The organism is Streptomyces sp. NPDC002602 (assembly GCF_042889445.1).
Lineage (GTDB): Bacteria > Actinomycetota > Actinomycetes > Streptomycetales > Streptomycetaceae > Streptomyces.
In genome coordinates this window covers 415,889-442,704 of record NZ_JBIAQX010000005.1, presented here as the reverse complement: position 1 = coordinate 442,704, position 26,816 = coordinate 415,889, and the positions used below count along the sequence as shown (strand labels likewise).

27 protein-coding genes are annotated in these 26,816 nt (G+C 73.1%); 19 read left to right on the top strand and 8 right to left on the bottom strand.

Translation table 11 applies throughout. The features are described 5' to 3' along the window. Positions 1-11: 11 nt before the first annotated feature. From ACFYW3_RS18195 to ACFYW3_RS18165, 7 genes are all read left to right on the top strand, one after another. Positions 12-1,172, top strand: coding sequence for a segregation/condensation protein A (locus ACFYW3_RS18195; protein ID WP_389386746.1), 1,161 nt, complete (start codon positions 12-14; stop codon positions 1,170-1,172). After that, complete coding sequence (scpB, locus tag ACFYW3_RS18190) at positions 1,169-1,798, top strand: SMC-Scp complex subunit ScpB (RefSeq protein ID WP_351382066.1); 630 nt, start codon at positions 1,169-1,171, stop codon at positions 1,796-1,798. The genes ACFYW3_RS18195 and scpB overlap by 4 nt, the downstream gene beginning before the upstream one ends. Further along, positions 1,798-3,252, top strand: coding sequence for a pseudouridine synthase (locus tag ACFYW3_RS18185; RefSeq protein WP_389386745.1), 1,455 nt, complete (start codon positions 1,798-1,800; stop codon positions 3,250-3,252). The genes scpB and ACFYW3_RS18185 overlap by 1 nt, the downstream gene beginning before the upstream one ends. Positions 3,253-3,368: 116 nt before the next feature. Continuing rightward, the gene (gene pnuC / locus ACFYW3_RS18180; RefSeq protein ID WP_389386744.1) at positions 3,369-4,043 is read left to right on the top strand and encodes a nicotinamide riboside transporter PnuC; all 675 of its coding nucleotides are present in this window, start codon (positions 3,369-3,371) and stop codon (positions 4,041-4,043) included. Beyond that, complete coding sequence (locus ACFYW3_RS18175; protein WP_389386743.1) at positions 4,040-5,134, top strand: AAA family ATPase; 1,095 nt, start codon at positions 4,040-4,042, stop codon at positions 5,132-5,134. The genes pnuC and ACFYW3_RS18175 overlap by 4 nt, the downstream gene beginning before the upstream one ends. Continuing rightward, complete coding sequence (locus ACFYW3_RS18170) at positions 5,131-5,862, top strand: NUDIX domain-containing protein (RefSeq protein WP_266951084.1); 732 nt, start codon at positions 5,131-5,133, stop codon at positions 5,860-5,862. The genes ACFYW3_RS18175 and ACFYW3_RS18170 overlap by 4 nt, the downstream gene beginning before the upstream one ends. Next, complete coding sequence (locus ACFYW3_RS18165) at positions 5,859-6,881, top strand: ADP-ribosylglycohydrolase family protein (protein ID WP_389386742.1); 1,023 nt, start codon at positions 5,859-5,861, stop codon at positions 6,879-6,881. Before ACFYW3_RS18170 ends, ACFYW3_RS18165 begins: the two co-directional genes overlap by 4 nt. 27 nt (positions 6,882-6,908) lie before the next feature. Here ACFYW3_RS18165 and ACFYW3_RS18160 read toward each other — a convergent pair whose 3' ends face one another. From ACFYW3_RS18160 to ACFYW3_RS18150, 3 genes are read right to left on the bottom strand one after another with little or no spacing between them, the layout of a single operon-like run. Continuing rightward, positions 6,909-7,598: a DNA polymerase beta superfamily protein gene (locus ACFYW3_RS18160; protein WP_351752600.1), complete on the bottom strand. Its 690-nt coding sequence runs from the start codon at positions 7,596-7,598 to the stop codon at positions 6,909-6,911. Between the two features lie 28 nt (positions 7,599-7,626). Continuing rightward, complete coding sequence (locus tag ACFYW3_RS18155) at positions 7,627-8,091, bottom strand: Rieske (2Fe-2S) protein (RefSeq protein ID WP_351382048.1); 465 nt, start codon at positions 8,089-8,091, stop codon at positions 7,627-7,629. Between the two features lie 59 nt (positions 8,092-8,150). Then, positions 8,151-8,540 (bottom strand): DUF952 domain-containing protein, encoded by a 390-nt coding sequence (locus ACFYW3_RS18150; protein WP_351752603.1) that lies wholly within the window; start codon positions 8,538-8,540, stop codon positions 8,151-8,153. An 81-nt stretch (positions 8,541-8,621) separates the two neighbouring features. Between ACFYW3_RS18150 and ACFYW3_RS18145 the strand changes: the two genes are divergently transcribed. The 5 genes from ACFYW3_RS18145 (at position 8,622) to der (ending at position 13,693) form a co-directional block, all read left to right on the top strand. Then, positions 8,622-9,149 carry a YidB family protein gene (locus ACFYW3_RS18145; RefSeq protein WP_389386765.1) on the top strand — a complete coding sequence of 176 codons (528 nt, stop codon included), beginning with the start codon at positions 8,622-8,624 and terminating at the stop codon, positions 9,147-9,149. Between the two features lie 172 nt (positions 9,150-9,321). Continuing rightward, positions 9,322-10,410, top strand: coding sequence for a prephenate dehydrogenase (locus ACFYW3_RS18140; RefSeq protein WP_389386741.1), 1,089 nt, complete (start codon positions 9,322-9,324; stop codon positions 10,408-10,410). Positions 10,411-10,778: 368 nt separating this feature from the next. Continuing rightward, positions 10,779-11,513, top strand: a complete 735-nt coding sequence (gene cmk / locus ACFYW3_RS18135) for a (d)CMP kinase (RefSeq protein WP_351752609.1) — start codon at positions 10,779-10,781, stop codon at positions 11,511-11,513. 56 nt (positions 11,514-11,569) lie between these two features. Beyond that, a complete protein-coding gene (locus tag ACFYW3_RS18130; protein WP_267800369.1) occupies positions 11,570-12,157 on the top strand; it encodes a 1-acyl-sn-glycerol-3-phosphate acyltransferase in 588 nt (195 codons plus the stop codon). A 75-nt stretch (positions 12,158-12,232) separates the two neighbouring features. Next, the gene (der, locus tag ACFYW3_RS18125; protein ID WP_351752612.1) at positions 12,233-13,693 is read left to right on the top strand and encodes a ribosome biogenesis GTPase Der; all 1,461 of its coding nucleotides are present in this window, start codon (positions 12,233-12,235) and stop codon (positions 13,691-13,693) included. A 26-nt stretch (positions 13,694-13,719) separates the two neighbouring features. Here der and ACFYW3_RS18120 read toward each other — a convergent pair whose 3' ends face one another. Both ACFYW3_RS18120 and ACFYW3_RS18115 read right to left on the bottom strand, forming a co-directional pair. Then, a complete protein-coding gene (locus ACFYW3_RS18120; protein WP_351752615.1) occupies positions 13,720-14,103 on the bottom strand; it encodes a hypothetical protein in 384 nt (127 codons plus the stop codon). A 229-nt stretch (positions 14,104-14,332) separates the two neighbouring features. Beyond that, a complete protein-coding gene (locus ACFYW3_RS18115) occupies positions 14,333-15,151 on the bottom strand; it encodes a hypothetical protein (RefSeq protein WP_351752618.1) in 819 nt (272 codons plus the stop codon). Positions 15,152-15,446: 295 nt separating this feature from the next. Between ACFYW3_RS18115 and ACFYW3_RS18110 the strand changes: the two genes are divergently transcribed. The 3 genes from ACFYW3_RS18110 (at position 15,447) to ACFYW3_RS18100 (ending at position 17,816) form a co-directional block, all read left to right on the top strand. After that, entirely contained in the window at positions 15,447-16,169 is a 723-nt protein-coding gene (locus ACFYW3_RS18110) for a transglycosylase family protein (protein ID WP_389386740.1), read from the top strand. Between the two features lie 76 nt (positions 16,170-16,245). Beyond that, complete coding sequence (locus ACFYW3_RS18105) at positions 16,246-16,758, top strand: hypothetical protein (protein ID WP_389386739.1); 513 nt, start codon at positions 16,246-16,248, stop codon at positions 16,756-16,758. An 83-nt stretch (positions 16,759-16,841) separates the two neighbouring features. Further along, positions 16,842-17,816 (top strand): helix-turn-helix transcriptional regulator, encoded by a 975-nt coding sequence (locus tag ACFYW3_RS18100; protein WP_389386738.1) that lies wholly within the window; start codon positions 16,842-16,844, stop codon positions 17,814-17,816. Positions 17,817-18,167: 351 nt separating this feature from the next. Here the strand turns inward: ACFYW3_RS18100 and ACFYW3_RS18095 are convergent, their stop codons facing one another. Together ACFYW3_RS18095 and ACFYW3_RS18090 are read right to left on the bottom strand one after the other, a co-directional pair. After that, positions 18,168-19,259: a phosphatase PAP2 family protein gene (locus tag ACFYW3_RS18095; protein WP_389386737.1), complete on the bottom strand. Its 1,092-nt coding sequence runs from the start codon at positions 19,257-19,259 to the stop codon at positions 18,168-18,170. A gap of 235 nt (positions 19,260-19,494) precedes the next feature. After that, positions 19,495-20,610, bottom strand: coding sequence for a glycosyltransferase family 39 protein (locus ACFYW3_RS18090; protein ID WP_389386764.1), 1,116 nt, complete (start codon positions 20,608-20,610; stop codon positions 19,495-19,497). A 278-nt stretch (positions 20,611-20,888) separates the two neighbouring features. On the opposite strand from ACFYW3_RS18090, the gene ACFYW3_RS18085 reads away from it, so the two are divergent. Further along, a complete protein-coding gene (locus ACFYW3_RS18085; protein ID WP_389386736.1) occupies positions 20,889-22,577 on the top strand; it encodes an MFS transporter in 1,689 nt (562 codons plus the stop codon). A gap of 109 nt (positions 22,578-22,686) precedes the next feature. Beyond that, the gene (locus ACFYW3_RS18080) at positions 22,687-23,856 is read left to right on the top strand and encodes an acyl-CoA dehydrogenase family protein (protein WP_389386735.1); all 1,170 of its coding nucleotides are present in this window, start codon (positions 22,687-22,689) and stop codon (positions 23,854-23,856) included. Positions 23,857-23,865: 9 nt separating this feature from the next. Here the strand turns inward: ACFYW3_RS18080 and ACFYW3_RS18075 are convergent, their stop codons facing one another. After that, positions 23,866-24,327 carry a cell division protein SepF gene (locus ACFYW3_RS18075; protein ID WP_053679229.1) on the bottom strand — a complete coding sequence of 154 codons (462 nt, stop codon included), beginning with the start codon at positions 24,325-24,327 and terminating at the stop codon, positions 23,866-23,868. A gap of 284 nt (positions 24,328-24,611) precedes the next feature. On the opposite strand from ACFYW3_RS18075, the gene ACFYW3_RS18070 reads away from it, so the two are divergent. After that, positions 24,612-25,886 (top strand): DUF5685 family protein, encoded by a 1,275-nt coding sequence (locus ACFYW3_RS18070; RefSeq protein WP_389386734.1) that lies wholly within the window; start codon positions 24,612-24,614, stop codon positions 25,884-25,886. Between the two features lie 79 nt (positions 25,887-25,965). Further along, positions 25,966-26,784, top strand: coding sequence for a DUF1684 domain-containing protein (locus ACFYW3_RS18065; protein ID WP_351752641.1), 819 nt, complete (start codon positions 25,966-25,968; stop codon positions 26,782-26,784). Positions 26,785-26,816: the final 32 nt, after the last annotated feature.

Genomic DNA, 26,816 nt, shown 5'->3' with positions numbered 1-26,816 from the left:
CCAGGACCTCGATGCACCCTCCCGCCGAACCCGACCCACCCGCCCGCCGCCGGCTGGGCCGCGGTCCGGGCTCCCCCGTCGCGGGGGAGCAGGGGACGCGGGAGCCGGGAGGCCGGGAGCCGGCCCCCGTACCGCCGGAGGCGAGCCCGCGGACCCCGGCGCAGACACCGGCCCGGACACCGGCCCGGACATCGGACCGGATCCCGTCCGAGACGCCGACCCGGATGCCCTCCGAGACGCCCACGGGGCCCCCGGAGGTCCCCGGAGCCCCTTCGGTGGCCGGGGAGGCCCCCGAGGCGGCAGAGGCGCCCACAGGGCCCCCCGAGGCCCTCCAGGGGGTGGGCGGGGTTCCCGCCGGCGCACCCGCCGAGGCGGGCGACGGGCGGTTCACGCTCCGGCTCGAGAACTTCGAGGGACCCTTCGACCTGCTGCTCCAGTTGATCTCGCGGCACAAACTCGATGTGACCGAGGTCGCGCTGTCGCGGGTCACCGACGAGTTCATGGCGCACATCCGCGCCATGGGGCCCGACTGGGACCTGGACCAGACCACCGAGTTCCTCGTCGTGGCCGCCACCCTCCTCGACCTCAAGGCCGCCCGGCTGCTGCCCGCCGCCGAGGTGGAGGACGAGGCGGACCTGGCGCTGTTGGAAGCCCGGGACCTGCTCTTCGCCCGACTCCTGCAGTACCGGGCGTACAAGCGGATCGCGGAGATCTTCGAGCACCGGGCCGAGGACGAGGGCCTGCGGTACCCGCGCACCGTCGCACTGGAGCCGCACATCGCGGAACTGCTGCCCGACGTGGTGATCGGCATCGGCGCGGAGGGGTTCGCCCGGCTGGCCGTGCTGGCCATGCGGCCCAGGGCGGCGCCCCAGGTCTACGTGGACCACATCCACGCCCCGCTCGTCAGCGTCCGCGAACAGGCCGCCCTGGTCGTCGCGCGGCTCAAGGCCTGCGGGGAGGCCACCTTCGCGGAACTCACGCGGGACGCCCCGGACACCCTGACCGTCGTGGCGCGCTTCCTGGCCCTGTTGGAGCTGTACCGCGAGAAGGCCGTGGTCCTCGACCAGGAGGAGGCCCTGCGCACGCTCACCGTGCGCTGGATCGGCGGGGACGGCGACGGGATGCCGACGGTGACGGACGAGTTCGATCAGATCGTGGAGGCCAAGGAATGACCGAGCCGGCGGAGCTCGCCCTCAAGGGCGCCCTGGAGGCCGTCCTCATGGTCGTCGACGAACCCGCGACCGAGGAACACCTGGCCAAGGTGTTGGACCGGACCCCGCGCGAGGTCGCCGTCGCCCTGCGGGAACTGGCCGACGAGTACACCGCCCAGGAGCGGGGTTTCGAGCTGCGCCTGGTCGCCGGCGGATGGCGGTTCTACAGTCGCGCGGCCTTCGCGACGGCGGTGGAGGCCTTCGTCCTGGACGGCCGGCAGGCCCGGCTCACCCAGGCGGCACTGGAGACCCTCGCGGTCGTCGCGTACCGCCAGCCGGTCAGCCGATCAAGGGTCTCGGCGGTCCGCGGAGTCAACTGCGACGGGGTCATGCGGACCCTCCTGCAACGGGGTCTGGTGGCCGAGGCGGGGACGGAACCCGAAACAGGTGCGATCCTGTACAGGACGACGAACTACTTTCTGGAGCGGATGGGCCTGCGTGGCCTGGACGAGCTCCCGGAGCTCGCGCCCTTCCTCCCCGAGGCGGACGCGATCGAAGCCGAGACGCAAGAGGGTGTTCCGTCGTTCGATCCGGACGCACCTGATGCACCGGACTACTTTGAAGACGACAAGACGACGGAACTTTGATGCGAAGCAGTAACGGCAACGGTGGCGGCAACAGGAACAGCGGCGGCGGCGGCGGTGGCGGCGGGCGTGGCAACGCCCGCGGCGGCTCCTCCTCCGGCGGCGGTGGCTACCGCGGTGGCGGCTCCGGCGGTGGCAGCGGCTCCGGCGGCGGCTCTCGCGGCGGCTCCTCCTCCGGCGGTGGCGGCGGTTACCGGGGCGGTGGCTCCGGCGGTTCGTCCGGCGGCTCCGGTGGCGGCGGCTACCGAGGCGGCGGCTCCGGCGGTTCGTCCGGTGGCGGCGGCTACCGGGGCGGCGGCTCCGGCGGTGGCAGCGGCTCCGGCGGCGGGTACCGCGGCGCCGGCTCCGGCGCGGGCGCCTCGCGCGACCGTGACCGCGACCAGGCTCCCCAGCGTCCCCGCAACCCGCGCCCCGAGGAGCGTCGCTACGACGTGGGCCCCGAGGGCGAGCGCAACGGCCGCGGTGGCGCCAAGGCGGGCGGCGGCGGTGCCCGCGGCGCGGCCGACGGCAACCGCGGCGGTGCTCGCGGTGACTCCGCGCGCGGCGGCGCCAAGGGCGGCCCCCGTACCTCCCGGACCCCCGGCATCGGTGGAGCCGGCGGCCCGCGCAGCGGCCCCGGCAGCCGCAGCGGCCAGTCGCGCCCCCGCGAGCTGGACGCGCGGATCGAGGAGCGCGTGCGCGACCGGTACGCCGACAAGCCCGTGATCAAGACCCCGAAGACCTTCCCGGGTGCCGAGGAGGAGGGGGAGCGACTGCAGAAGGTGCTCGCCCGCGCCGGCATGGGTTCGCGCCGTGCGTGCGAGGAGCTCATCGAGCAGGCCCGCGTCGAGGTCAACGGCGAGATCGTGCTGGAGCAGGGCAAGCGCGTCCAGCCGAAGGACGAGATCAAGGTGGACGGCCTGACCGTCGCCACCCAGTCGTACCTGTTCTTCGCGCTGAACAAGCCGGCCGGCGTCGTCTCCACCATGGAGGACCCCGACGGCCGCCAGTGCCTCGGCGACTACGTCACCAACCGCGAGACCCGTCTCTTCCACGTCGGTCGGCTCGACACCGAGACCGAGGGCATCATCCTGCTCACCAACCACGGCGAGCTGGCGCACCGCCTCACGCACCCGAAGTACGGCGTGAAGAAGACCTACGTCGCGGCCATCACCGGCCCGCTGCCCCGCGAGATCGGCAAGCGCCTCAAGGACGGCATCGAGCTGGAGGACGGCTACGCCCGCGCCGACCACTTCCGCGTCATCGACCAGCTCGGCAAGAACTATCTGGTCGAGGTGACTCTCCACGAGGGCCGCAAGCACATCGTCCGCCGCATGATGGCGGAGGCCGGCTTCCCCGTCGAGAAGCTCGTCCGGACCTCCTTCGGCCCGATCGAGCTCGGTGACCAGAAGTCCGGCTGGCTGCGCCGCCTGACCAACACCGAGGTCGGCATGCTCATGCGCGAGGTCGGTCTGTAGGACCCTCGCGCGGGGTCACCCGACCCCTCGCACGACCGCGCCCCGTCCGCCGGGGCCGAAAAGCCCGCGGTGCCCTTCGGCACCGCGGGCTTTTTTGCTTGCCCGCACGCCCGATCATGTTTATAGTCAACCTGACTATTAAAGAGACGGGAGCCTCCATGGGCTGGCAGACGAGTTGGACCGAGATCCTGGCGGCCGCCACCGGAGCCCTGTGCGTCTGGCTGGTGGCGCGTCAGCACATCGCCAACTGGCCCGTCGGGATCGCGAACAACGTCTTCTTCATCGTGCTGTTCGCCCGGGCCGGCCTCTACGCCGACGCCGGGCTCCAGATCGTCTTCATCGCCCTCGCCGCGTACGGGTGGTGGTCCTGGACCCACGGGGGTGGACCAGGAACCGCCGAGACCCTGCCGGTGCGCCGGACCACGGGCACCGAATGGGCCGCCCTGGCCGCGGCGGGGGCGGTGGGGGTGCTCGCCCTCACCCTCCTGCTGGACCGCGCCACCGACTCCACCGTCCCCCTCTGGGACGCGCTGGCCGTCGGGCTCTCCCTCATGGCCACCTACGGGCAGTGCCGCAAACTCCTGGAGTCCTGGTGGTTGTGGATCGCCACCGACCTCGTCTCCATCCCGCTGTACGTCCACAAGGACCTGTACGTGACGGCCGTGCTGTACGTCGTCTTCCTGGCCCTGTGCGTGGCCGGACTGATCGGCTGGCGCCGCGCCCTCGCCGCGACCGAGGGGACCGGCGGGACCGAGGGCACCCGCGGGCTGAAGACGGCGGCGACGGCATGAGGCGCCACCGCCACGGGCTGGTGCTCGGCAAGTTCTACCCGCCCCACGCCGGCCACCACCACCTGGTGCGCACCGCCCAGGACCAGTGCGAACGCCTGACCGTGCTGGTGTGCGCGGCCTCCGTCGAATCGGTGCCGCTCGCCGACCGGGTCTCCTGGATGCGCGAGGCCCACCCCGGCGCCCACGTCGTCGGCGCGATCGACGACATCCCGGTCGACCTGCACGACCCGGCGATCTGGGACGCGCACATGGCGATCTTCCGCGCCGCCGTGCCCGGCCGGGTCGACGCCGTCTTCACCTCGGAGGCGTACGGAACGGAACTCGCGCGCCGCTTCGGCGCCGAGGAGGTCTGCGTGGACCCGAACCGCGCGCTCTTCCCGGTGTCGGGGACGGCCGTCCGCGCCGACCCGGCAGCCTGCTGGGAGTTCCTGGGCCCCGCCGTACGGGCCGCCCTGACCCGGCGCGTGGTCGTCCTCGGCGCCGAGTCCACCGGCACGACCACGCTCTCGCGCGACCTGGCGGCCCACTACCGCCGCCGCGGCGGCGTCTGGTCCAAGACGGGCTGGGTCGCCGAGTACGGGCGCCGGTACAGCGAGGAGAAGCTGGCGGCGGCGCGGGCGACCGACCCGACGGCCTCCTGGTCCGAGGTGACCTTCGCCTCGGATGAGTTCCCGCTGATCGCGCGCCGCCAGGACGCCGAGGAGGAACAGGCGGCCCGACTCGGCTCGCCGGTGCTCTTCTGCGACACGGACTCCTTCGCGACCGGCATCTGGCACGAGCGGTACATGGGCGGCCGCAACGAGGAGGTCGAGGAGATCGCCTCCCGCACCCGCCGTGACCTGTACCTGCTGACCGACGACGTCGGCGTGCCCTTCGAGGACGACGGCCTGCGCGACGGACCGCACCTCAGACCGTGGATGACCGGACGCTTCCGGGAGGAACTCACCGCCACCGGGAAGCGCTTCCTGCTCATGGGCGGGGACCGGGAGGCACGGCTGACCGCGGCCGTGGCCGCCGTCGACGACATGCTCGCCGAGGGATGGCGGTTCACGGACCCGCTGCCCGAGAACGTACGGGTGGAGAACGGATGACCACCGGATACGACCCCCACGCCTTCGAACCGTTCGCCGTGACCGTCGACCTCGCCGTCTTCACCGTCCGCGCCGGCGACCTGCACGTACTGCTGATCCGGCGCGGACAGGAGCCGTACGCGGGCGCCTGGGCCCTGCCCGGCGGGTTCATCCTGCCCCGCGAGTCCGCCGAGAGCGCCGCACGCCGCGAACTCGCCGAGGAGACCGGCCTGTCCGACGCGGTGGTCGCCGCCCTGCACCTGGAACAACTGCGGACCTACAGCGAACCCGACCGCGACCCCCGCATGCGGGTGGTCTCGGTCGCCTTCACCGCGCTGGTCCCGGACATGCCGGAGCCGGCGGCGGAAGGCGGCGGCGACGCAGACCGGGCCCGCTGGGTGCCCGTGGGCGAGGCCGCCGGACTGGCCTTCGACCACGCGGTCATCCTCGACGACGCGCGCGAGCGGATCGGTTCGAAGCTGGAGTACAGCTGCCTGGCCACCGCCTTCTGCCCGCCCGAGTTCACCCTCGGCGAGCTCCAGGCCGTCTACGAGACCGTCTGGGACACCGCCCTGGACCGCCCCAACTTCCGCCGCAAGGTCCTCGCCACACCCGGCTTCGTCGAGGCCGTGGCAGGAGCCGCCCGACTGACCGGCGGCCGCGGCAAACCGGCCGCGCTCTACCGCTCCGGGCCCGCGACGGCCCTGCACCCGCCCCTGCTCCGCCCCTCGGAAGGACACGCACGATGACCGTGACGACGAAGAAGCGCGCGGCGACCGGGGCCCTGCTCGGCCTCGCCCTGGGCGACGCCCTCGGCTTCCCGACGGAGTTCCACGACGTCCCGTCGATCCTCGCCAGGACCGGACCCTGGCGGCAGATGCCCCTGCCCCGCCCGGCGATCGTCACCGACGACACCCAGATGACGCTCGCGCTGGCCCGGGGCATGCGCACCGCGGGGGAGCGGGGTCGCACGGGACCGCTGCGGCTGACCCGACCCGTCCGGGAGGAGTTCGTCGAGTGGTACCACTCGCCGGAGAACAACCGGGCCCCGGGCAACACCTGCCTGCGCGCCTGCCGGCTCCTCGACCAGCCCGAGCGGGACTGGCGCGACGCCAGCCAGATCGGCTCCAAGGGCTGCGGCGCGAACATGCGGGTGGCCCCCGTGGGCCTGGTGCCCGGCTGGACCGAGGAGGAGCGGGCCGGCGCGGCCCAGCTCCAGTCCGCCCTGACGCACGGCCACCCGACGGCCCTCGCCGCCTCCGACCTGACGGCCAGGGCCGTGTACCTGCTCGCACGGGGCACCGAGGTGACGGGCCTGGTCGGGCAGTTGCGCTCGTACGCCCTGGAGAACCGCACCCGCTACCACGAGCACTGGCTGGGCGACCTGTGGATGCGCGGCACCTCCGACGCCACGGAACGGACCTTCATCGCCCGGGGCTGGGACGAGTGCCTGGGCGTCCTGGACCGGCTCGCGGCCGCGCTGAAGTCGCCCTCCCCGGAAACCGACCCCTGCCTGACCACGGGTGACGGCTGGATCGCGGAGGAGGCCTTCGCCACGGCCCTGCACTGCTTCCTGCTCTTCCCCGAGGAGCCGCTGACCGTCCTGCGCCGGGCCGCCTGCACCAAGGGCGACTCCGACTCCATCGCCTGCCTGGCCGGCGCCTTCGCGGGCGCCCACCTCGGCGCGGACGTCTGGCCCCGGGACTGGGAGGGCCGCATCGAGTACCGCGACGAACTCCTGGCCCTCGGAGCCCTCTGGGACTCCTGACCCCTGCGACTGTGACCCGAGCCGGCCTCAGGGGGTCCCGGCCGCCGAGCGCCGGCGGGCACGGATCAGGAAGTCCTCCACCCGGGCGTGGTCCGGCTCTGCCGGCAGGGGACTGCCGGCGAGGGCCGCCTCCGCCTCCCCGGTGAGGCGGGACATCCAGGAATCCACCTCCGCCCAGCCCAGCTCACCGCGCCGCACCGCCAACAGGCGCTCCCGGTCGGCGCCGGCGTCGATCTCCAGGCGGCCCGTGCGCAGCAGGTCCCGGCAGGACACGAGCAGGCGCAGCAGGTGCATGGCGTGCTTCCAGCGCGGCGCGCCGTGGTTGCGCACGTCCGTGAGGAGCCTGCCGTGCTGGCCGGCCGCGTAGCGGGTGAACGTGAGGTGGGCCCGGCGGGAGAGGAAGGCCCCCCGCAGGGAGAGCAGTTCCTCGCCGACCGGGGTGATCCGCTCCACCAGCGGGGAGTGCAGGCACTCCAGGATGTTGGGGTTGGCGCGCACCGCCAGTTCGCAGAAGCGTTCCAGCTCCCAGGAGAACTCCTCGTCCCGCGGCCCCTCCACGTGCGTGGGCGGCTTCTCGAAGCGCCAGAACAGCGGCGTGGGGGCGAGGTAGACACCGCGCACGTCGGTGTCGCTCGCCTCCGTCGCCAGCCCGAACGCGCGGGAGCCCATCACGCAGGAGTAGACGGTGTGGTCCCGGACGAGGGTGAGGTCGTTCATCCCGGGAGGGTAGGCGGACGCCCCCGCGCTACGCGAGGGAGATTTCGCCGCCCGGGGACACGGTGATCTTCTTCTCGGCGAGCCCGGTGGTGGCCGGCCCCTTGGTCACCGCGCCGTCCGTGATCTCGAACTTGCTGCCGTGACAGGGGCAGTCGATGCTGCCGTTCTCCACCTTGTTCACCAGGCACCCCTGGTGGGGGCAGACGGCGGTGAAGCAGCGGAACGACCCGGCCGTCGGCTGGGTCACCACGAGTTTCTGCTCCTTGAGGACGGTGCCGCCGCCGACCGGTACGGCCGAGGACTTCACCAGCGCGGCGCCCCCGGCCGAGGACCCGGCGGGCGAGGACCCGCCGTCCTGTGGGGTCGATCCGGTGCCCGCCTCGCTCGCGGGCTTCTCGGAGGACGAGCCGCACGCCGCGAGGGCACCGCCCGTCAGGGCCACCGCCCCTGCCGCCAGTACGGTGCGCCGGGCGGTCCGTGTGGGGTCGCTCATGACTGTCTCCTCGCTGTGTGGCCAGGCTGGGCCAGCAGCATCCTGGTCTGCGGCGGGCCTCAGGAGAAGTCCGCCGCGCCAGGCTCTTCGCTGCCGTGCGGCGCGCGTCGGTCGCCCGACTGCCACGGTTCCCATGTGGCAGGAGTGCCGGGTGTGCGCACCACCTCCCACACGCGTACCACCGCGTCCCGGTTCAACGGGCCGTGGACGTGGGGGTAGAGGCCCCCGGATTCACCCTCCCGGCGGACCTCGGCGGTCAACGCCCCCTCGTCCAGCTCCACGGTCAGCAGGGTGCCGGGGGTGTCCCGGTAGTACGCCTCGGTGATCGCGAGAGCCGTCGCGCGGTCCGCCGAGCAGTGCACGAACCCCTCGGAATCGAGGGAGGCGGGGGCGTACGGGAGCTCGGGCGCGGCCGTCCAGTCGGTGAGCGCGACGATGTGGAAGATCATGCCGATCGTTCTACCCCAGGTGACTCGGGGGCGGGTTCGGGGGCCGTGCGCCAAGTGGCGTTATGGGGTGATCCGGGTGAGATTGTCCCTATCTCGAAGCCGGAGGCGCCGTACGGGCGCGGAACCGGTCCCTCTCCGAAAGGCATGACGATGGCGGGTAACGACCTCGGCTCTCTCCTGGGCTCGCTCCTCGGCGGCAGTGGCAGTGGCAGCGGCGGCCAGGCGGGTGGCGGTGGTGGCGGCAACATCCTCGGCGCCCTGCTCGGCGCCCTCACCGGCGGTGGCGGTGGAGGTGGTGGAGCCCAGGCGGCCGGAGGCGGCGGCAACCCGCTCGGCGGGCTGATGGACATGCTGACCAAGTCCGGCCTCGTCGACCAGGCCCAGTCGTGGGTCGGCACCGGCGAGAACAAGGCCGTCACCGGCGCGCAGATCGCCGAGGCCCTGCCGAACGAGACCCTGCAGAAGGTGGCCGAGCAGACGGGCGTCAGCCCCGAGCACGCCGCCGACCAGATCGCGCGGTCGCTGCCCCAGGCCGTGGACAAGCTGACCCCCGACGGATCGCTGCCCTCCGGATCGCTGGAGGACATCATCAGGCAGCAGAAGCTCTAGGCCGTCTCCTTCGGGTCTTGCCGGGCGACGCGGGTCAGGCAAGATCCGGAAGAGACGGCCCGGTTCGCGAGGCCCGGCGGTCGTCCCACGGGGCGACCACCGGGCCCTCGCGCCGCGCGCGCCGGCTACCCTGAGTCAGGCCCGCCGTCACGCGATCATCCTGGAGCAGCTCGTGAGAACCGCCGTCGTCATCGGAACCGGACTGATCGGCACCTCCGCGGCGCTCGCCCTGACCGCCCGCGGCATCACCGTGCACCTCGTCGACCACGACCCGGCGCAGGCGCGTACGGCCGCCGCCCTGGGCGCCGGCACGGACGAGGCCCCGGAACACAAGGTGGACCTGGCGATCGTGGCCGTCCCGCCCGCCCATGTCGCGACGGCGCTGGCCGACGCGATCGGCCGGGACCTGGCCCGCGCCTACGTGGACGTGGCCAGCGTCAAGGGCGGCCCGCGACGGGAACTCGCGGCGATGGGCGTGGACGCGGGCACCTACATCGGCACGCACCCGATGGCCGGCAAGGAGCGGTCCGGGCCGCTCGCGGCGACGGCCGACCTGTTCGAGGGTCGCCCGTGGGTGCTGACGCCGACCCGGGACACCGACCACGAGGTGCTGAACCTCGCGCTGGAACTCGTGGCGCTGTGCCGGGCCGTCCCGGTGGTCATGGACGCGGACGCCCACGACCGCGCGGTGGCCCTGGTCTCGCACACCCCTCAACTGGTGTCGAGCATGGTGGCGGCCCGACTGGAGGAGGCCGACGAGACGGCCGTGCGACTGTGCGGGCAGGGCATCCGGGACGTGACGCGGATCGCGGCGTCGGACCCGCGGATGTGGGTGGAGATCCTCTCCGCGAACCCGGGGCCGGTCGCCGACGTCCTGGCCGGGATCGCCGCCGACCTGGAGGAGACGGTGGAGGCCCTGCGCGGGCTCCAGTCGGCCGACGAGGCCAAGCGCAGGGGCGGGGCCGCCGGGATCGAGGACGTGCTGAGGCGGGGCAACGCGGGCCGGGTCCGGGTCCCGGGCAAGCACGGCGCGGCGCCGATGGCGTACGAGACGGTCGGGGTGTTCATCAGCGACAAGCCGGGCGAACTGGCACGGATCTTCGCCGACGCCGGCCGGGCCGGCGTGAACATCGAGGACGTACGGATCGAGCACGCGACGGGACAGCAGGCCGGTCTCGTCCAGCTGATGGTGGAACCCCGCGCGGTGGCGCCCCTGGAGGCCGAACTGCGCGAGCGCGGCTGGTCACTGCGCCAGCAGTAACCCCCGGGCCGGGGGGGGGGGGCCGGGGGGGGGCCCCCCCCCCCCCCCGCCCCCCCCCCCGGCCCCCCCCCCCCCGGGGGGCCCCCCGGGCCCGCCCCCCCCGGCGGGGGGGGGGGGGGGGGGGGGGGGGCGCCCGGGGGGGGGGGGGGGGCGGCCGCCCCCCCCCCCCCCCCGGGGGGGGGGGGGCGGGGGGGGGGCCCCCCCCCCCCCCCCGACCCCGTATCCCCGCCGGTCACCGCCCTTCCCGGGCGTCCACGCGGGCCCGTCCCTCCCGGGCGGGACGGGGAGCGGCCGGGGCCCGGTAACCTGGGGAGGGGCGCTATTGGCGCGCCCGGACACGTACGCGCAACCAGGAAGGTGCCCGCACCGTGGAATCCGCAGCTCCGTCCGCCGTGATCGTCGCCATCGACGGTCCCTCCGGCACGGGCAAGTCCAGCACCTCCAAGGCCGTGGCCGCCAAGCTCGGGCTGCGCTACCTGGACACCGGTGCCCAGTACCGGGCCATCACCTGGTGGATGATCACCAACGGCGTCGACATCGACGACCCGCAGGCCATCGCCCTCGCCGCGGACAAGCCCGCCATCGTGTCCGGCACCGACCCGTCCGCGCCCACCATCACCGTCGACGGACTGGACGCCTCCGGCCCCATCCGCACCCGGGACGTCACCTCCAAGGTCAGCGCCGTCAGCGCCGTCCCCGAGGTGCGCGCCCTGATCACCCGACTCCAGCGCTCGATCGCGGCCGAGGCCGCCGAGAGCGCCGAGGGCATCGTCGTGGAGGGCCGGGACATCGGCACCACGGTCCTGCCCGACGCCGACCTCAAGGTCTTCCTGACCGCCTCGGCCGAGGCCCGTGCCGCACGCCGAAGCGGCGAGCTGCGCGGCAAGGAGGCCGCGGACCTCGCGGCCACCAGGGAAGCCCTGATCAAGCGGGACGCGGCCGACTCCGGCCGGAAGACCTCCCCGCTGGCCAAGGCCGACGACGCGGTCGAGGTGGACACCACCGAGCTCACGCTCGACCAGGTCATCGAATGCGTGGTGACGCTGGTCGCGGAGCGGCAGAGCGCGGCCGAGGACACCGGGGAGCGGGCGGGTCGCCAGTGAGCGCAGCGCCCTCCCCCAAGGGTGCGGCGGTCGGCCGGAGGATCGGCATCGGGCTGATGTACGGGCTGTGGAAGCCGCGCGTACTGGGAGCCTGGAAGGTGCCCGCGAAGGGCCCCGTCATCCTCGCCGTGAACCACTCCCACAACATAGACGGGCCCATGGTGATGGGGACCGCGCCGAGACCGCTGCACTTCCTGATCAAGAAGGAAGCGTACGTGGGTCCCCTCGGCCCGTTCCTCGACGGCATCGGGCAGGTGAAGGTCGACCGCACCGGCGCCGACCGCACCGCCATCGGCCGCGCCCTCGACGTGCTCGACAACGGCGGCGCCCTGGGGATCTTCCCCGAGGGCACCCGGGGCGAGGGCGACTTCGCCTCGCTCCGCGCCGGCCTCGCCTACTTCGCGGTGCGCAGCGGCGCCCCCGTCGTACCCGTCGCCGTGCTCGGCAGCACCGAGAGCCGCGGCCGGCTCGTGAAGGGCCTGCCGGCCCTCAAGAGCCGGGTCGACGTGGTCTTCGGCTCCGCCTTCGACGCCGGGGACGGCACGGGCCGTCGCACGCGCACCGCCTTGGACGAGGCCACCGTACGCATCCAGGACCGGCTGACCGCCCACCTGGCCGACGCCAAGCGCCTCACCGGGCGCTGAGCGAGACTTGACCCAGTAGTGGAACCGCGCCGCGCGGGCACCACCGATCACCACGAACGACGAGGAACGGACTTCATGAACGACCAGCACGACCACGGAGCACTTGGCGACGCCGAGTACGCGGAGTTCATGGAGCTCGCCGCGGAAGAAGGCTTCGACGTAGAGGACGTCGAAGGCGCCCTGGAGGAGGCGGGCCACGGCCCGCTGCCCGTCCTCGCCGTCGTCGGCCGGCCGAACGTCGGCAAGTCGACCCTGGTGAACCGCATCATCGGCCGCCGCGAGGCCGTCGTCGAAGACAAGCCCGGCGTCACCCGCGACCGCGTCACCTACGAGGCCGAATGGGCCGGCCGCCGCTTCAAGGTCGTCGACACCGGCGGCTGGGAACAGGACGTCCTCGGCATCGACGCCGCCGTCGCCGCCCAGGCCGAGTACGCCATCGAGAGCGCCGACGCGGTCGTCTTCGTCGTGGACGCCAAGGTCGGCGCCACCGACACCGACGAGGCCGTCGTCAGGCTGCTGCGCCGGGCCGGCAAGCCCGTCGTGCTCTGCGCCAACAAGGTCGACGGCCAGAGCGGCGAATCCGACGCGGCGTCCCTGTGGTCGCTGGGCCTCGGACTGCCGCACCCGGTCTCCTCCCTGCACGGCCGCGGCACGGGCGACATGCTCGACGCCGTACTGGAGGCCCTCCCCGAGGCTCCCGCGCAGACCTTCGGCACCGCCATCGGCGGCCCCCGCCGCATCGCGCTGATCGGCCGCCCCAACGTCGGCAAGTCCTCGCTCCTGAACAAGGTCGCGAAGGAGGACCGCGTCGTCGTCAACGAACTGGCCGGCACCACCCGCGACCCGGTCGACGAGCTGATCCAACTCGGCGGGGTCACCTGGAAGTTCGTGGACACCGCGGGCATCCGCAAGAAGGTCCACCTCCAGCAGGGCGCCGACTACTACGCCTCGCTGCGCACGGCCGCCGCCGTCGAGAAGGCGGAGGTCGCGGTCATCCTGATCGACTCGACCGAGACCATCAGCGTCCAGGACCAGCGCATCATCACCATGGCCGTCGAGGCGGGCCGCGCGGTCGTGATCGCGTACAACAAGTGGGACGAGCTCGACGAGGAGCGCCGCTACTACCTCGAGCGCGAGATCGAGACCGAGATGCAGCAGGTCGCCTGGGCGCCCCGCGTCAACGTCTCGGCGCTCACCGGCCGCCACATGGAGAAGCTGGTCCCGGCGATCGAGACCGCGCTGGCGGGCTGGGAGACGCGCGTCCCCACCGGTCGGCTGAACGCGTTCCTCGGCGAGGTCGTCGCCGCCCACCCGCACCCGATCCGCGGCGGCAAGCAGCCCCGCATCCTGTTCGGGACCCAGGCGGGAAGCAAGCCGCCGCGCTTCGTCCTCTTCGCCTCCGGCTTCCTGGAGCACGGCTACCGCCGCTTCATCGAGCGCCGGCTGCGCGAGGAGTTCGGTTTCGAGGGCACCCCGATCCACCTTTCGGTGCGGGTGCGCGAGAAGCGCGGCGCGCAGTACAAGAAGAAGAAGTAGGCGTACGAGCCGACGTGCCGCCGGGGTCAGTAGCCCCGGCGCGGAGCGGGCGGCAGGGCCGCCGGGACGTGTTGCATCCCGGTCTGGTGCTGCCGCCCGTTGGCGTATCCCTGACCGGATCCGGCGGAGTGCGCGTACGAGGGCAGCGGGGCCGGGACGTACGGGGCGGGCTGCCAGGCGTCCACCGGCTGCCAGGAGGGCGCGCTCCAGGCAGCCGCGTACGAACCGCCCCCCGCCCCGGACCCGCCGTGGCCGCCCCCGTAGGTGAAGGCCGTGAAGCCGAGGTCCTCCTCGCCCGTACGGTCACCCGGCAGGGTCCGGAAGGCGCGCAGGTACTCCGAGTACAACGTGTCGTAGATCGGGGTGTGCGAGGCGACCGGGGCGATGTCCCGATCCCGGGACGGACGCATCGGGGGGACGGTGCTCGGATGGGACGGGGCGCGGGAGACGTCGTGTGAATGCACGTATCAGCCAACGAAACCGGGGCCCTGCGGATGCGGGGTGAACGGGGAGAAAACGCAGATCGCCGGGGGTGCGCGGGACGGACCGCGCACCCCCGGCGCATGCGGTCCGGCCCCTTCGGCGGGGGCGGGAGACCGTTTCGGCGGGGAGATGAGGGACGAGCGGGAAGGGCGGGGATCAGGCGCCCGGGGTACCGGCCAGCGGCATCGAGGCGGCCACCAACTGCCCGTTGGCGGCGGCCTTGTCGAGGGCGTCGCGGAGCAGGTCCTCGCGGGGCTGCTGGCCGATGGAGCCGACCGGAGCCGCGTAGATGAGCACGCGCTGGGTCTTGTTGACGGCGGCTCGCCAGCCGTCGGTCACGGACAGGGCCTGGTGCGCCTGCCACCAGTGGATGGGGCTGCCGCCGGCCGGACCGGGCTGGAGCACGGCGTGCAGTTGTCCGGCGGCGAGGAGGACCGACCAGCCGGCCAGCGGCGAGGGGAGCTGCTTGGTGTCGGTGACCGGGATGAAGCCCTGCTCGATGAGGAGCGGCAGGAAGTCGTCGCCGGGGCCGGTGGTGCCGGGACGGGCGATCGGGGCGGTGGGCTCGACGACCAGCGCGGGGTGCAGCTCGTTGTCGATCAGGACCAGGCCGCTGGTGATGCCGAGGACGGCCTGACCGCCGGGCACGGACTGGGGTGCGCCGTCGGCGGCGACCGGGGAGGGGGCGGGCGCCGGGCTGTCGCCGGTGATGCTGGCGACGGCGCCCTGGAGCTGCGCCTCGGGCACGGAGACCACCTGCGAGGGGATGCAGGTGGCGTGGGCGAAGGCGAGGACCGCGGTCTCCTCGCCGACGAACAGCACGGTGCTGGTGCGGTCGCTCTCGGGGTTGCCGGGGGTGCGGCAGGAAGTGCAGTCGTAACTGCCCGGCGCGTCGTCGCCGACGAGCAGCCTGTCGGCTTCTTCGTCACCGATCTCGGCACGTACCTCATCACTGACGTCGAGCATGCGCGGCACGGGGTGACTCCTCGGACTAGGCGAGCGGGGGCCGGGGGGTCCCGGCTCGCCGGGCACAACGCAGCAGCGGCGGGCTGGGTCACGCCGTTTGAGGGAACGGAATCGAACCGGCCACCCGGGAGGGTGAACGGCCCGACCGGGGCTTTGTTTTCGTGCCAACTCTTTTCTGTTTGTGCTCAGTTGTCGGCCGCTGCCGGCTGGTTCGCGGGAGGCCGCAGGTCGGCCGTCCGGGTGGGCGCCGGGGCGCACGCGTGGCGGTCCGAGAGGTCGGGGGAGGGCCGCGTAGCGTGACCCGATGCCCAACCTCCGGATCCGGTGGGTCGCTTCGGCGACCGCGGTCGCCGCCGCGCTGGTGTTCGTCCCCCCGTCCCGCGCCGCCGCTCCACCGCCACCGGCCCCCGGCCCCGCGGGCGGGGCGCATCCCGGTTCCCCCGGGGTGCTGGGGAACGGTCCGGGGGACTGCGGGCCGGGTGGCGAGTGGCCCTGGGACTGCGTGGCCGACTGCGAGAGCGGCGGGCGTTGGGCGGTCAACACGGGCAACGGGTTCTACGGCGGGCTCCAGTTCCGGCAGCCGACCTGGGAGGAACACGGGGGGCCGCTGTTCGCACCGAGGGCGGACCTGGCGACCAGGGAACAGCAGATCCGGGTCGCCGAGGACGTGCTGGACACCCAGGGGTGGGAGGCCTGGCCGGTGTGCGCGAAGCGGTACGGGCTGACCGGGCGGACGCACGTGGTGCGGGCGGGGGAGTCGCTGTACACCATCGCGCGCGAGCACCGGGTGCGGGGCGGTTGGCAGGCGCTGTACGAGGCGAACCGGGCCCTGATCGGTCCGACGCCCGAGGCGCTGGTGGTCGGCACGCGGCTCACCCTCCCGCCCTCGGAACCGGCGCACGCGGCGCCGCTCCCCGCACGGCCCGGCCCCGCGATCAAGCCGCCGGCTCCGCCCGCCGGGACGGCTCCCGCGGTCGGCGCGCCCGCGCCGGGCAGGACCCGGGGGCCGGCGCCCCGGCCCCGCTGACCGGCTCCCGGGCCCCGTCCGACCGGCTCCGGGGGCATTTCTTGCGGGCGGTCCCGAACGCGCCGACCCTGGAGACATGAGCGGACACGGACACTCCCGCAGCGTCGCCTGGGCGGCGGCAGCGGTGCTCCTGCTGGTACCCGCCACCGCCGCCTGCACCGCCGGGGCGACCGAGAACGGGGCCGCGAGCGCCTCGTCCACCCTCACCACGGCCACCCGGGCGGACGGCCCCGCGGACCCGGCGGCGGCCACGGCGCGGATCGAGAAGAACTGGGCCGCGTTCTTCGACCCCTCGGTCTCCGCCGACCGGAAGGTCGAGCTCGTGCAGAACGGCGACCTGCTCAAACCCCTGATCGCCGCCGTCGCGGGCCACCCCAGGGCCGCCGCGGTGTCCTCCGAGGTCACCGGCGTCACGTTCACCTCGCCCACCGAGGCGGAGGTCACGTACGACCTGCTCGTCAGCGGATTCCCGGTGCTGTCCGACGCCAAGGGGGGCGCCGTCCTGGAGGACGGCGTCTGGAAGGTCTCCCTCACGTCGCTCTGCGCCTTGGTGAAACGGGGCGGCGACCTCGCCGTCCCGGGCTGCTGACACCCCGGCCCCCCGGCCCCCAACCTCCAGGCCCCGCACGGCCGCGCGTGGCGCCCGCGTCCCGCGCCGGCAGACTTCCGGTCATGCTGGAGACCTCCGCCCGACTGCTGCGCCTGTTGTCCCTGTTGCAGGCCCACCGCGAATGGACCGGCGCCGATCTCGCCGGCCGGCTCGGGGTCACCCCGCGCACCGTGCGACGGGACGTGGACCGGTTGCGCGAACTCGGCTACCCGGTGAACGCCAGCCCCGGTACCGGGGGCGGGTACCAACTGGGCGCGGGGGCGGAGCTGCCGCCGCTGCTGCTCGACGACGACGAGGCCGTGGCCGTCGCCGTGGGGCTGCGGACGGCCGCCGGCAACGGGGTCGAGGGGATCGGCGAGGCCTCGGTACGAGCCCTCGCCAAGCTGGAGCAGGTCCTGCCGTCGCGGCTGCGCCGACGGGTCTCCGCGCTGAACGAGTTCACCGTGCCGATGTTGAGGGGGCCGCAGCGGTCCACCGTCGACCCGGCCGTGCTGACCGAGCTCGCGACCGTGTGCCGGGACGGCGAGAGACTGCGCTTCGGATACCGGGACCACGAGGGCAACGTCACCCGCCGCACGGTGGAGCCCCACCGGCTGGTGTGCACCGAGCGGCGCTGGTACCTCGTCGCCTGGGACGTCGACCGGGAGGACTGGCGCACCTTCCGGGCCGACCGGATCGAGCCCCGGCCCCCGCACGGTCCGCGTTTCCCGCCGCGCCCGGCGCCCGCCGAGGACCTGGCCGCGTACGTCTCCGAAGGCGTGTCCGGACGGGCCTACGCGGCCCGGGCGCTGGTGCGGCTCGCCGTCCCCGCCGAGGAGGCCGCCGCGATCGTCGGGCCGAGCGACGGCACCCTGGAACCGGTGGACGGACAGAGCTGTCTGCTGCGCACCGGGGCGGTGAACCTGGACGTGCTGGTGATTCACATCATGATGCTCGGGTGTGAGTTCGAAGTCGTCGAGCCGGTGGAGCTTACCGGGAGGATCCGGGCCCTGCGTGACCTTCTCGACCGATCGGTGAAGAACCCGCAAGGAAGCTGACGAGGGTTCAGTCCCGCGCCTTCGGCGGCTCTCCGGCAATCCTCGGGCAGGAATTCGGTGGCCATGGAACGGAATGGGAAAACAGCCTTCACGGCGGGCGTGTCGCGGGTCGGAAAACAAAGACTCCCGGGCCTCTTGTCGACCACTTCCGGGTAAGGGGGCCAGGGCAAAGCACTGTCGACAATCCGTGACACAAGCGTGACCCGGTACGGAGGAACATCAGGGCGCGATGCTGACGGACCGGGCACGTGAACGACAACGGCGGGCCGGTTCGATGAACCGGCCCGCCGTTGTCGGGGCCATGTCGCGGGAGGGGTCGTGCGTACCGCTCCGCGCGGTGGTCGGGGCGGCTCAGCCGCCCGCGATCGGCCGGGCCGGCGTGCCCCGGGCGGTGGTCCGCTCGGTGTGCGGCGGCCGGCGGCTGCCGACCGGGGTGACCGGGGTCCGCTCGGACCGGATCACGTGCGGGCGGGTGGTCAGGTGCGCGGCCGGCCTGGGCGTCGGGCCGTGGCCCGTCGCGGTGTTGGCGGCGGGCTGGCCGGCGGCCTGCGCCTGCGGGTTGGCCGGAGCGGTGGCCGGGACGGGCGCCGGGGCCTCCGCGTTCCGCCGGAGCTGCCACTTGCCGCCCGCGGAGAGCAGCGGGGTGAGCGCGGCGGCGACCGGCTCGGACACCCGGCCCTCCTCCAGCCGGCGGCGCAGCAGCTCGCGCAGCTCGAAGACGTAGGCCTCGGCCCGGGCGACCAGCGGCTCGAACCAGGGCAGCGCCAGCAGGATCAGCAGGCCGGCGGTCCACCCCAGCAGTACGTCGCTCACCCAGTGGGTGCCGAGGTACACGGTGGTGGCGCCGACGCTCAGCGAGACGACCGCGGACACCACCGACAGCACGCGCCGGGTGACCACGGTGGAAGCCAGGTAGGCCAGGATTCCCCAGGTCACGACGGCGTTGGCGGTGTGACCGGAAGGAAATATATCGCCGCCCGCGAAGAGCTCGGCGGAGCCGATCTCGGTCGCGTAGTGCGGGCCGAGCCGGCCGAGGCCGATCTTCACGGCGCCGACGGTGACGTTCAGCAGGAGCAGCGCCACGCCGAGGGTGATCAGCGGGCGGAGGGTGTGCTGCCGCCAGGAGCGCCAGCCGAGCCAGGCCGCGACCATGACCGCGGTGGGCCCGCGCTGACCGAGCACGACGAGGTAGTCGAGGAAGGCGTGCAGCTGCGGCCACTGCTCGTAGGGCCGGAAGAACATGATCTGCCAGTCCAACCGGACGAGCCAGGATGTGGTCAACACGGCTACCACGATCGCGAGATAGAACGCGAGCGTGGAACCGAGGAGCACGACGCGGTGCCGGCTCATCCGCGGAGTTTGCAGATGAGCCGGTCGCTCTGGTTCCCGGTCGAGCCGGGCGAAGACCCGCTCGAGACGGGTCAGCATATGGTCGGTACGCACTCAATCGACGTTACCGCGCGTCGAAGCTCGGCCCGGTCGAATCGCCGGCTTTGTGATGACCATGTGATGTGGACTTGGTCTCACGCGGTACTTAATTCTCGTTATTCCACTGCCGATTGAAACGCCCGCAGGGCGATTATCGACACACTTACCGAAGGTTTATCACTCCAGCTCAATTGCTTTACCCAAGCATGGATCGGAATGATCCCTTCCGTGACCGGGGCCCCGGCCGGGCTCACGGGGGCCCCGACCCGTTGAGCCAGAACGCCCCGTACACCGCGGAGACCGAGGCCACCGCGCCCAGCACCGCGACCGCCCGCCCCGTCCGCAGCCGGGCCAGCGCCGCGGCCACCGGCAGCATCAGCGGGAAGGCGGGCAGCAGCAGCCGGGGCTTGGACCCGAAGTACCCGGACGCGCACAGCGCCAGCGCCACCACGATCCCGCAGTAGACGAGCAGGGGCGCGGGCTGGCGTTGCCGTACGCACAGCCGGTACAGCCACAGCACCAGCGCCACCCCCGCGATCAGCCCGATCCCCGCCGGGAACGCCGGCGAGGCCAGCCGGGCCCCGATGAACCGGGCGAAGGCCCAGCCCCCGTCGAAGCCGTTGCCCCAGCCGCCCTGCACGTCGAGGTAGCCCAGCAGGCCCTCGCCGGTGCGCGCCCCGACCCACAGCACGTACGCCGCCGCGCCGAGCGGGGCCAGCAGCGCCCCCGCCGCCATCCGCCACGACCGCTCCCCGCGCCGCAGGGCCAGTACCGCCGCCACCCACACCGCCGCGACCACGGCGGCGCCGACCGGTCGGGTCAGTCCGGCCGCCGCCGCGAGCAGGCCCGCCGTGACCCAGCGGCCGCGCAGGACCCCGTACAGGGACCAGGCCGCGAGGGCGGTGAACAACGACTCGCTGTACGCCATGGACTGCACGATCGCGACCGGCAACGCCGCCCAGGCGGCGACGGCCAGGACCCCGACCCGGCGGCCGTACAGCGAGTCGGCGACCGCGAAGATCCCCCAGGCCGCCGCGAGCCCCGCGACCGCGGAGACCACCAGGCCGGCCGAGCCGAAAGAGAAGCCGGTCACCGCCGCCACCAGGCGCTCAAGCCAGGGCAGCAGGGGAAAGAACGCCAGGTTGGAGTGGACGTCGCCGTTCGGCAGGAGCACCTCGTACCCGTAGCCCTCGGCGGCGATCCGGGCGTACCAGAGGGAGTCCCAGCGCGCCGACAGCAGTGTGTGCGGGCTGCTGTCGACCGCCGCCCCCCACAGGGCGAGCACGCTCAGCCCGAGCAGCCTGACCGCCGCGAACGCGGCCAGGGCGGGCGCGGCCCGACGAAATCCAAGATCCTTCACGGGAATGATTATCGACGCCGGCCCACCGGGCGCCGGACCAGAACCACGGGCCGTGACCAGGCGTGTACACGAGGGAAGGGAGTGGGGCCGGAGCGAGTGGCACACACCACACGACGGCCGCCGTCGGGATGAGAGCTTGACCACGTGTGGGTCAAACGAACTCGCGTACGCTGACCGTTCACTCGCTTGTCGATGCCGGACCCCGCAGGACGCCGCACCCCCACCCCGTGGCTCCACACGACGCTGGTCCGCCGAGTGCGAGGGATCACCTGGGAGGTACATGCATGTCGGGGACGAACGTGACCGGCGACCGGAACCCTTCCCCCTGGCAGCGAATCAGCGCCGCCTCCGGCGGGGCGAACCGTTGGGTCGTCCTCGCCGTCCTCTGCGTCAGCCTCGTGCTCGTCGCGCTCGACGCGACGATCCTGCACGTCGCCGTTCCCGCCGTCACCGAGGACCTGCGCCCCGGCTCGATCGAGCTCCTCTGGATCGTCGACGCCTACCCGCTGGTCTGCGCCGCGCTGCTGATCCTCTTCGGCACCCTCGGGGACCGGGTCGGCCGCCGCCGGATCCTGCTCCTCGGCTACGGCCTCTTCGGCATCGCCTCCGCGATCGCCGCCCTCGCCGACAACGCACAGGTCCTCATCGCCGCCCGCGCCCTGCTCGGCATCGGCGGAGCGATGATCATGCCGGCCACCCTGTCGATCCTGCGGCAGGTCTTCCCCGACCGGCGCGAGCGGGCCCTCGCCATCGGCATCTGGACCGCCGTCGCCGCGATCGGCGCGGCCAGCGGCCCCGTCCTCGGTGGATTCCTCGTCCAGCACTACTGGTGGGGTTCCGTCTTCCTGATCAACATTCCGCTGATGGCGCTGATCCTGCCCCTCGGCCGGTGGCTGCTGCCCGAGTCCAAGGGGTCCACCGAGGGGCCCTGGGACGTGCTCGGCGCGCTGATGGCCGCCGGCGGCGTGCTCGGGGCGGTCCTCGGGGTCAAGCGGCTCGGTGCCGAACGGCAGCTCCTCGACCCCGAGGCGCTGGTCCCGCTGCTCCTCGGCGTGGCGCTGCTGGTCCTCTTCGTGCGCCGCCAGCGACGCCGCACCCACCCGCTGATAGACATGCGGCTGTTCTCCCGCGCGGCCTTCACCACCTCCGTGGGCTGCATCGTGCTCGCCATGCTGGCCCTGGTCGGCCTGGAGCTGATCGCCGTCCAGTACCTCCAACTGGTGCTGCGCCTGAGCCCGCTGGAGACCGGCCTGCGGCTGCTGCCGCTGACCTTCGCGGCGATGGCCGCCGGCGCCACCGGCTCGTACACCCTGCAACGGGTCGGCCCGCGCACGATGGTGTCGCTGGGCTTCCTGCTCACCGCCTGCGCCGTGCTCCTGCTGACGCTCATGGGACAGCAGGACCGGCCCGTCCTGCTCACCGTCGGGTTCATCCTGCTCGGCTTCGGCCTCCAGACCACGCTGTTCGCCGCCTACGAGTCGATGCTGAGCGAGGCCCCGGCGGCCACCGCCGGCGGCGCGGCCTCCATCGGCGAGACCTCGTACCAGCTCGGCGCGGGCATGGGCATCGCGCTGCTCGGCAGCGTCATGAACGCGGCCTACGCGCCGGGCCTCGCGCACGTTCCGGGGGTCTCGGCGGCCGACTCCGCCGACGCCGCCAACTCGCTGGGCGAGGCCTACCAGATCGCGGCGCACCTCGGCGGTCCCGCGGGGGCCGCGCTGCACGCCGCCGCCCGGCACTCGTTCGTCCACGGACTGCACGTGACGCTGGTGGTCAGCGCCGGGCTGCTGTTCGCCGGCGCGGTCATGGCACTGAAACTGCCGCGCACGATGGACTGCGCCGCCGACACGGACACCGGCGAACCGATGCGGCTGCCCGCGCAGGCGAACGCCGCGGACCCCGCCGGCGAACCCCTCGCGCGGATCCCCGGCCAGGCGCACGCCGAGTGCGACCCGGCCGCCCGCTCGGCCTGACACCCCGCGTCCGACCCGGACCCTCGCAGGTGGGGGGGTGGACCGGGGGCGGGGTCGCGGACACACTGACACCGCCAGGTTTCCGTCCCTCAGGCCGCCGGGAGGCCACGTGTCCTTCGTACCCACCGATCCGCTCGGGATCGACGAGCTGCTCAGCCCCGAGGACCTCGCGGTCCGCGACACCGTCCGGGACTGGGCCGCCGACCGGGTGCTGCCGCACATCGCCGAGTGGTACGAGAACGGCGAGCTGCCCGGGATCCGGGAACTCGCCCGGGAACTCGGCTCGATCGGCGCGCTCGGGATGTCGTTGACCGGATACGGGTGCGCCGGCGCCTCCGCCGTGCAGTACGGCCTGGCCTGCCTGGAGCTGGAGGCCGCCGACTCCGGCATCCGCTCGCTGGTCTCCGTACAGGGTTCGCTGGCCATGTACGCGATCTGGAAGTACGGCTCCGAGGAGCAGAAGGAGCGCTGGCTGCCCGGCATGGCCGCCGGCGAGCTCATCGGCTGCTTCGGCCTGACCGAACCCGACGTCGGTTCGGACCCCGCCGCGATGCGCACGTACGCCAAGCGTGACGGCACCGACTGGGTGTTGACCGGCCGCAAGATGTGGATCACCAACGGCTCGGTGTCCGCCGTCGCCGTCGTGTGGGCGCAGACCGACGAGGGCATCCGCGGTTTCGCCGTGCCCACCGACAGTGCCGGGTTCTCCGCGCCCGAGATCAAGCACAAGTGGTCCCTGCGCGCCTCGGTGACCAGCGAGCTGGTGATGGACGACGTACGCCTGCCCGCGGACGCGGTGCTTCCGGGCGTCACCGGGCTCAAGGGGCCGCTGGGCTGTCTCAGCCACGCGCGGTACGGGATCGTCTGGGGCTCCATGGGGGCGGCGCGCGCCTCCTTCGAGTCCGCGCTCGACTACGCGAAGACGCGGGAGCAGTTCGGAAGGCCGATCGGCGGCTTCCAGCTCACCCAGGCCAAGCTCGCGGACATGGCGCTGGAACTCCACAAGGGCATCCTGCTCGCCCACCACCTGGGTCGCCGCATGGACGCGGGAACCCTGCGGCCGGAGCAGATCAGTTTCGGCAAACTCAACAACGTCCGCGAGGCCATCGACATCTGCCGCACCGCGCGGACCATCCTCGGCGCGAACGGGATCTCCCTGGAATATCCCGTGATGCGGCACGCCACCAACCTCGAATCGGTCCTCACCTACGAGGGCACCGTCGAGATGCACCAATTGGTGCTGGGCAAGGCACTCACCGGGCTCGACGCCTTCCGGTGAGGGCCCGGCTCAGCTCTGGTTGAAGAAGTCGCGCGAGCGCCCACCGGGCTCGCCGCTGACGATCTGGGTGTCGGCCGGGGTCAGGAGGAAGACCCTGGTCGCCACCCGCTCGATCGATCCGCGCAGACCGAAGGTCAGACCGGCGGCGAAGTCGACCACGCGCTTCGCGTCGCCCGGGTCCATCGACGACAGGTTCACGATGACCGGGACGCCCTCGCGGAACAGCTCGCCGATGCCGCGGGCGTCACGGAAGCCGTCGGGCGTCACCGTCGCGATCCGCCGACCCTGCTCGACCGCGGACTCCGAGGCCACCTTGACACGCGGGTCGGTGACCCACTGGTCACCGGGGCCCGAGACGGACCCGCCCTGCTGGCGCTCCACCGCCTCCGCGTAGTCGTCGTCGTAGTACCGCTCGTCGTCGTTGTCTTCCACGAGACCCAACCAGGCACTCGCCTTGCGCACCGAACCCATGGACGCCTCCTTTCACCGCGGTCAGTTGTCTTCTCTCCGCTGCCCCTATGGTCGTCCATGATGCTGACAACGCGCCAAGTGGATAGCCGCCGCGCCGGCTTTTCGTGACGGTACTGGTGCAGAACATTCGTTGCACGACTAAGGTGCGCGACGGCCTACCGCTGCTGACTGAGTGAAAATACGACCGCCACCTCCTTTCGGGTGATGCGCTGATGCGTACGGGTGACGGGGATGGCTGGATACCATGCCCGGAAAGCACGCGCATGACACACGGGGGAAGCAGATTGTTCGGCATCGTCAGGCCTTGCACGCACCGGCTGGGAGAGCGCTTCAAGACCGAGTGGATGGCTCATCTCTGCGGTCTCTGCCTGGCACTTCGCGGTGACCACGGACAGTTCGCCAGGATCGTGACCAACTACGACGGCCTGCTGGTATCCGTTCTGACGGAGGCTCAGTCCGGTCCGGATCCGCGGGCGCGACGCACCGCCGGTCCCTGCCCGCTGCGCGGCATGCGCACCGCCGCCGTCGCCAAGGGGGAGGGCGCCCGTCTCGCGGCGGCCGTCTCGCTCGTGCTGGCCTCCGCGAAGGTGCGCGACCACGTCGCCGACCGGGACGGGCTGTTGGCCCGGGCGCCGATCGCCGCCGCCGCGCGCAAGGTGGCCCGGGGCTGGGACCGGGCCGGCGCCCGCACCGGGGCCTCGCTCGGCTTCGACACGGCCGTGCTCGTCGACGCCGTGGACCGGCAGGGCGGCATCGAGGCGCTGGCCGGAATCGGCACATCCGTGCTGGTGGTGACGGAACCGACGGAGACCGCGACCGCCGCCGCCTTCGCGCATACCGCGGTCCTCGCGGGACGGCCAGGCAACGCCGCCCCGCTCGCCGAGGCGGGCCGGTACTTCGGCCGGCTCGCGCACCTGCTGGACGCCGTGGAGGACCAGCGGGCGGACGCCGCCGCCGGTGCCTGGAACCCGCTCACCGCCACCGGCACCTCCCTCACCGAGGCGCGCAGGCTCTGCGACGACGCCCTGCGCGGCATCCGGCCGGCGCTGCGCGAGGTGGAGTTCGTGGACGCCGGTCTCGTCCACCGGCTGCTGGTGCACGAGCTGCGCACCTCGGTCGACCGGGCCTTCGGCACGACCGCCTGCGGTCACACGGGCGGCCACGCCGCAGTGAACTCCGGCGGGGGCTTCGGTCCGGCCCCGCAGGGCTACGACGCCCCGGGCGCGGGGAACCCGTACGGCGGCGGGAACCCGTACGCGCCGGGCACCCCGTACGCCCCCGGGGGTCCCGGGACTCCTCCGCCGATGGGGCCGGGCGGGCCGGGCGGCGGCGGTGGCGGCGGGCTGCCCCCGCAGCGACCGCGCCGCGGGCTGCTCGCGGGCTGCGCGGTGGCCGTCGGGCTCTTCTGTACCTGCCAAATCTGCTGCACGGAGCACGAGGGGCCGTGGTCCCGACAGAAGCGGGACCCGTGGTGCGACGGCTGCGATTGCTGTGACGGGTGCGACTGCTGTGACAGCTGCGGCGACGGGTGCTGCTGCTGTCCTTGCGACGGCTGCTGAGTTCCCCTCAGATATTTCCCAGGTCCGGACGGGGTACCCCGCGGTTCCCGTCCGGACCGGCGTGGAAGGGTTGAGCGGCATGAACCATGACGACGACACCGACCCCGAGACCGCCTGGCGGCACTGGCACGAGCACCGGGTGGCGACCGTGTCCGCCCCGCACGGGCCGCTCGCGCTGACCGGTACCCACTGGCTCGCCGACTACCCGGAAGGTCGAATTCCGGCCGTTCCCGGGGAATGGCGCACCACCGACGCGGGGGTCGCCCTGCGCGCCGACCCCGAGGACGGGCTGCGTCTCGACGGTGCCCCCTTCACCGGCGACGCCGTGCTCGCGGCCGACGAGGCACCGCCCTCGCACTCCCGGATCTCCGCGGGCGACCTCCGGATCGTGGTGATCCGGCGGGAGGGGGAGTGGGCGGTGCGCGTCTTCGACCCGGCCTCCGAGGCCCGGCGGGACTTCACCGGCATCGAGGCCGGCCCGTACCGCCCGGATCTCGCCCTCCCGGGGCGCTTTCGACCGTACGACCGGGACCGGACGGTCCAGGTCGAGAACGCCGACGGGCGGGACCGCGGGCTCGGCCTCGGCGGGGAGCTGCTCTTCACCCGCGACGGTGTGGAACACGCCCTCAAGGTGGCCGTGGACGAGGAGGACGGGAGCCTGTGGGCCGTCTTCGGCGATGCCACCGGCGGGGTGTCCAGCTACCGGTTCCGCTTCCTCAAGCCCGGGGTCCCCGGCGAGGACGGCTCGATCACCGTGGACTTCAACCGGGCCCAGTTGCCGCCCTGCGCCTTCGCGGACCACTTCATCTGTCCGTTCCCGCCACCCGGGAACACGCTGCCGTTCGAGGTTCCGGCGGGCGAGCGGAGGCTGAAAGCCGCTCTTGTCGCGGGAATCTGACGCCAGGACACTCCCGAAAGCTTCTCTCACGA

Coding starts and splice junctions, on each gene's coding strand:
- ACFYW3_RS18195 (WP_389386746.1), top strand. CDS start 12: ATGCACCCTCCCGCCGAACCCGACCCACCCGCCCGCCGCCGGCTGGGC.
- scpB (WP_351382066.1), top strand. CDS start 1,169: ATGACCGAGCCGGCGGAGCTCGCCCTCAAGGGCGCCCTGGAGGCCGTC.
- ACFYW3_RS18185 (WP_389386745.1), top strand. CDS start 1,798: ATGCGAAGCAGTAACGGCAACGGTGGCGGCAACAGGAACAGCGGCGGC.
- pnuC (WP_389386744.1), top strand. CDS start 3,369: ATGTTTATAGTCAACCTGACTATTAAAGAGACGGGAGCCTCCATGGGC.
- ACFYW3_RS18175 (WP_389386743.1), top strand. CDS start 4,040: ATGAGGCGCCACCGCCACGGGCTGGTGCTCGGCAAGTTCTACCCGCCC.
- ACFYW3_RS18170 (WP_266951084.1), top strand. CDS start 5,131: ATGACCACCGGATACGACCCCCACGCCTTCGAACCGTTCGCCGTGACC.
- ACFYW3_RS18165 (WP_389386742.1), top strand. CDS start 5,859: ATGACCGTGACGACGAAGAAGCGCGCGGCGACCGGGGCCCTGCTCGGC.
- ACFYW3_RS18160 (WP_351752600.1), bottom strand. CDS start 7,598: ATGAACGACCTCACCCTCGTCCGGGACCACACCGTCTACTCCTGCGTG.
- ACFYW3_RS18155 (WP_351382048.1), bottom strand. CDS start 8,091: ATGAGCGACCCCACACGGACCGCCCGGCGCACCGTACTGGCGGCAGGG.
- ACFYW3_RS18150 (WP_351752603.1), bottom strand. CDS start 8,540: ATGATCTTCCACATCGTCGCGCTCACCGACTGGACGGCCGCGCCCGAG.
- ACFYW3_RS18130 (WP_267800369.1), top strand. CDS start 11,570: ATGTACGGGCTGTGGAAGCCGCGCGTACTGGGAGCCTGGAAGGTGCCC.
- der (WP_351752612.1), top strand. CDS start 12,233: ATGAACGACCAGCACGACCACGGAGCACTTGGCGACGCCGAGTACGCG.
- ACFYW3_RS18120 (WP_351752615.1), bottom strand. CDS start 14,103: ATGCGTCCGTCCCGGGATCGGGACATCGCCCCGGTCGCCTCGCACACC.
- ACFYW3_RS18110 (WP_389386740.1), top strand. CDS start 15,447: ATGCCCAACCTCCGGATCCGGTGGGTCGCTTCGGCGACCGCGGTCGCC.
- ACFYW3_RS18105 (WP_389386739.1), top strand. CDS start 16,246: ATGAGCGGACACGGACACTCCCGCAGCGTCGCCTGGGCGGCGGCAGCG.
- ACFYW3_RS18100 (WP_389386738.1), top strand. CDS start 16,842: ATGCTGGAGACCTCCGCCCGACTGCTGCGCCTGTTGTCCCTGTTGCAG.
- ACFYW3_RS18085 (WP_389386736.1), top strand. CDS start 20,889: ATGTCGGGGACGAACGTGACCGGCGACCGGAACCCTTCCCCCTGGCAG.
- ACFYW3_RS18075 (WP_053679229.1), bottom strand. CDS start 24,327: ATGGGTTCGGTGCGCAAGGCGAGTGCCTGGTTGGGTCTCGTGGAAGAC.
- ACFYW3_RS18065 (WP_351752641.1), top strand. CDS start 25,966: ATGAACCATGACGACGACACCGACCCCGAGACCGCCTGGCGGCACTGG.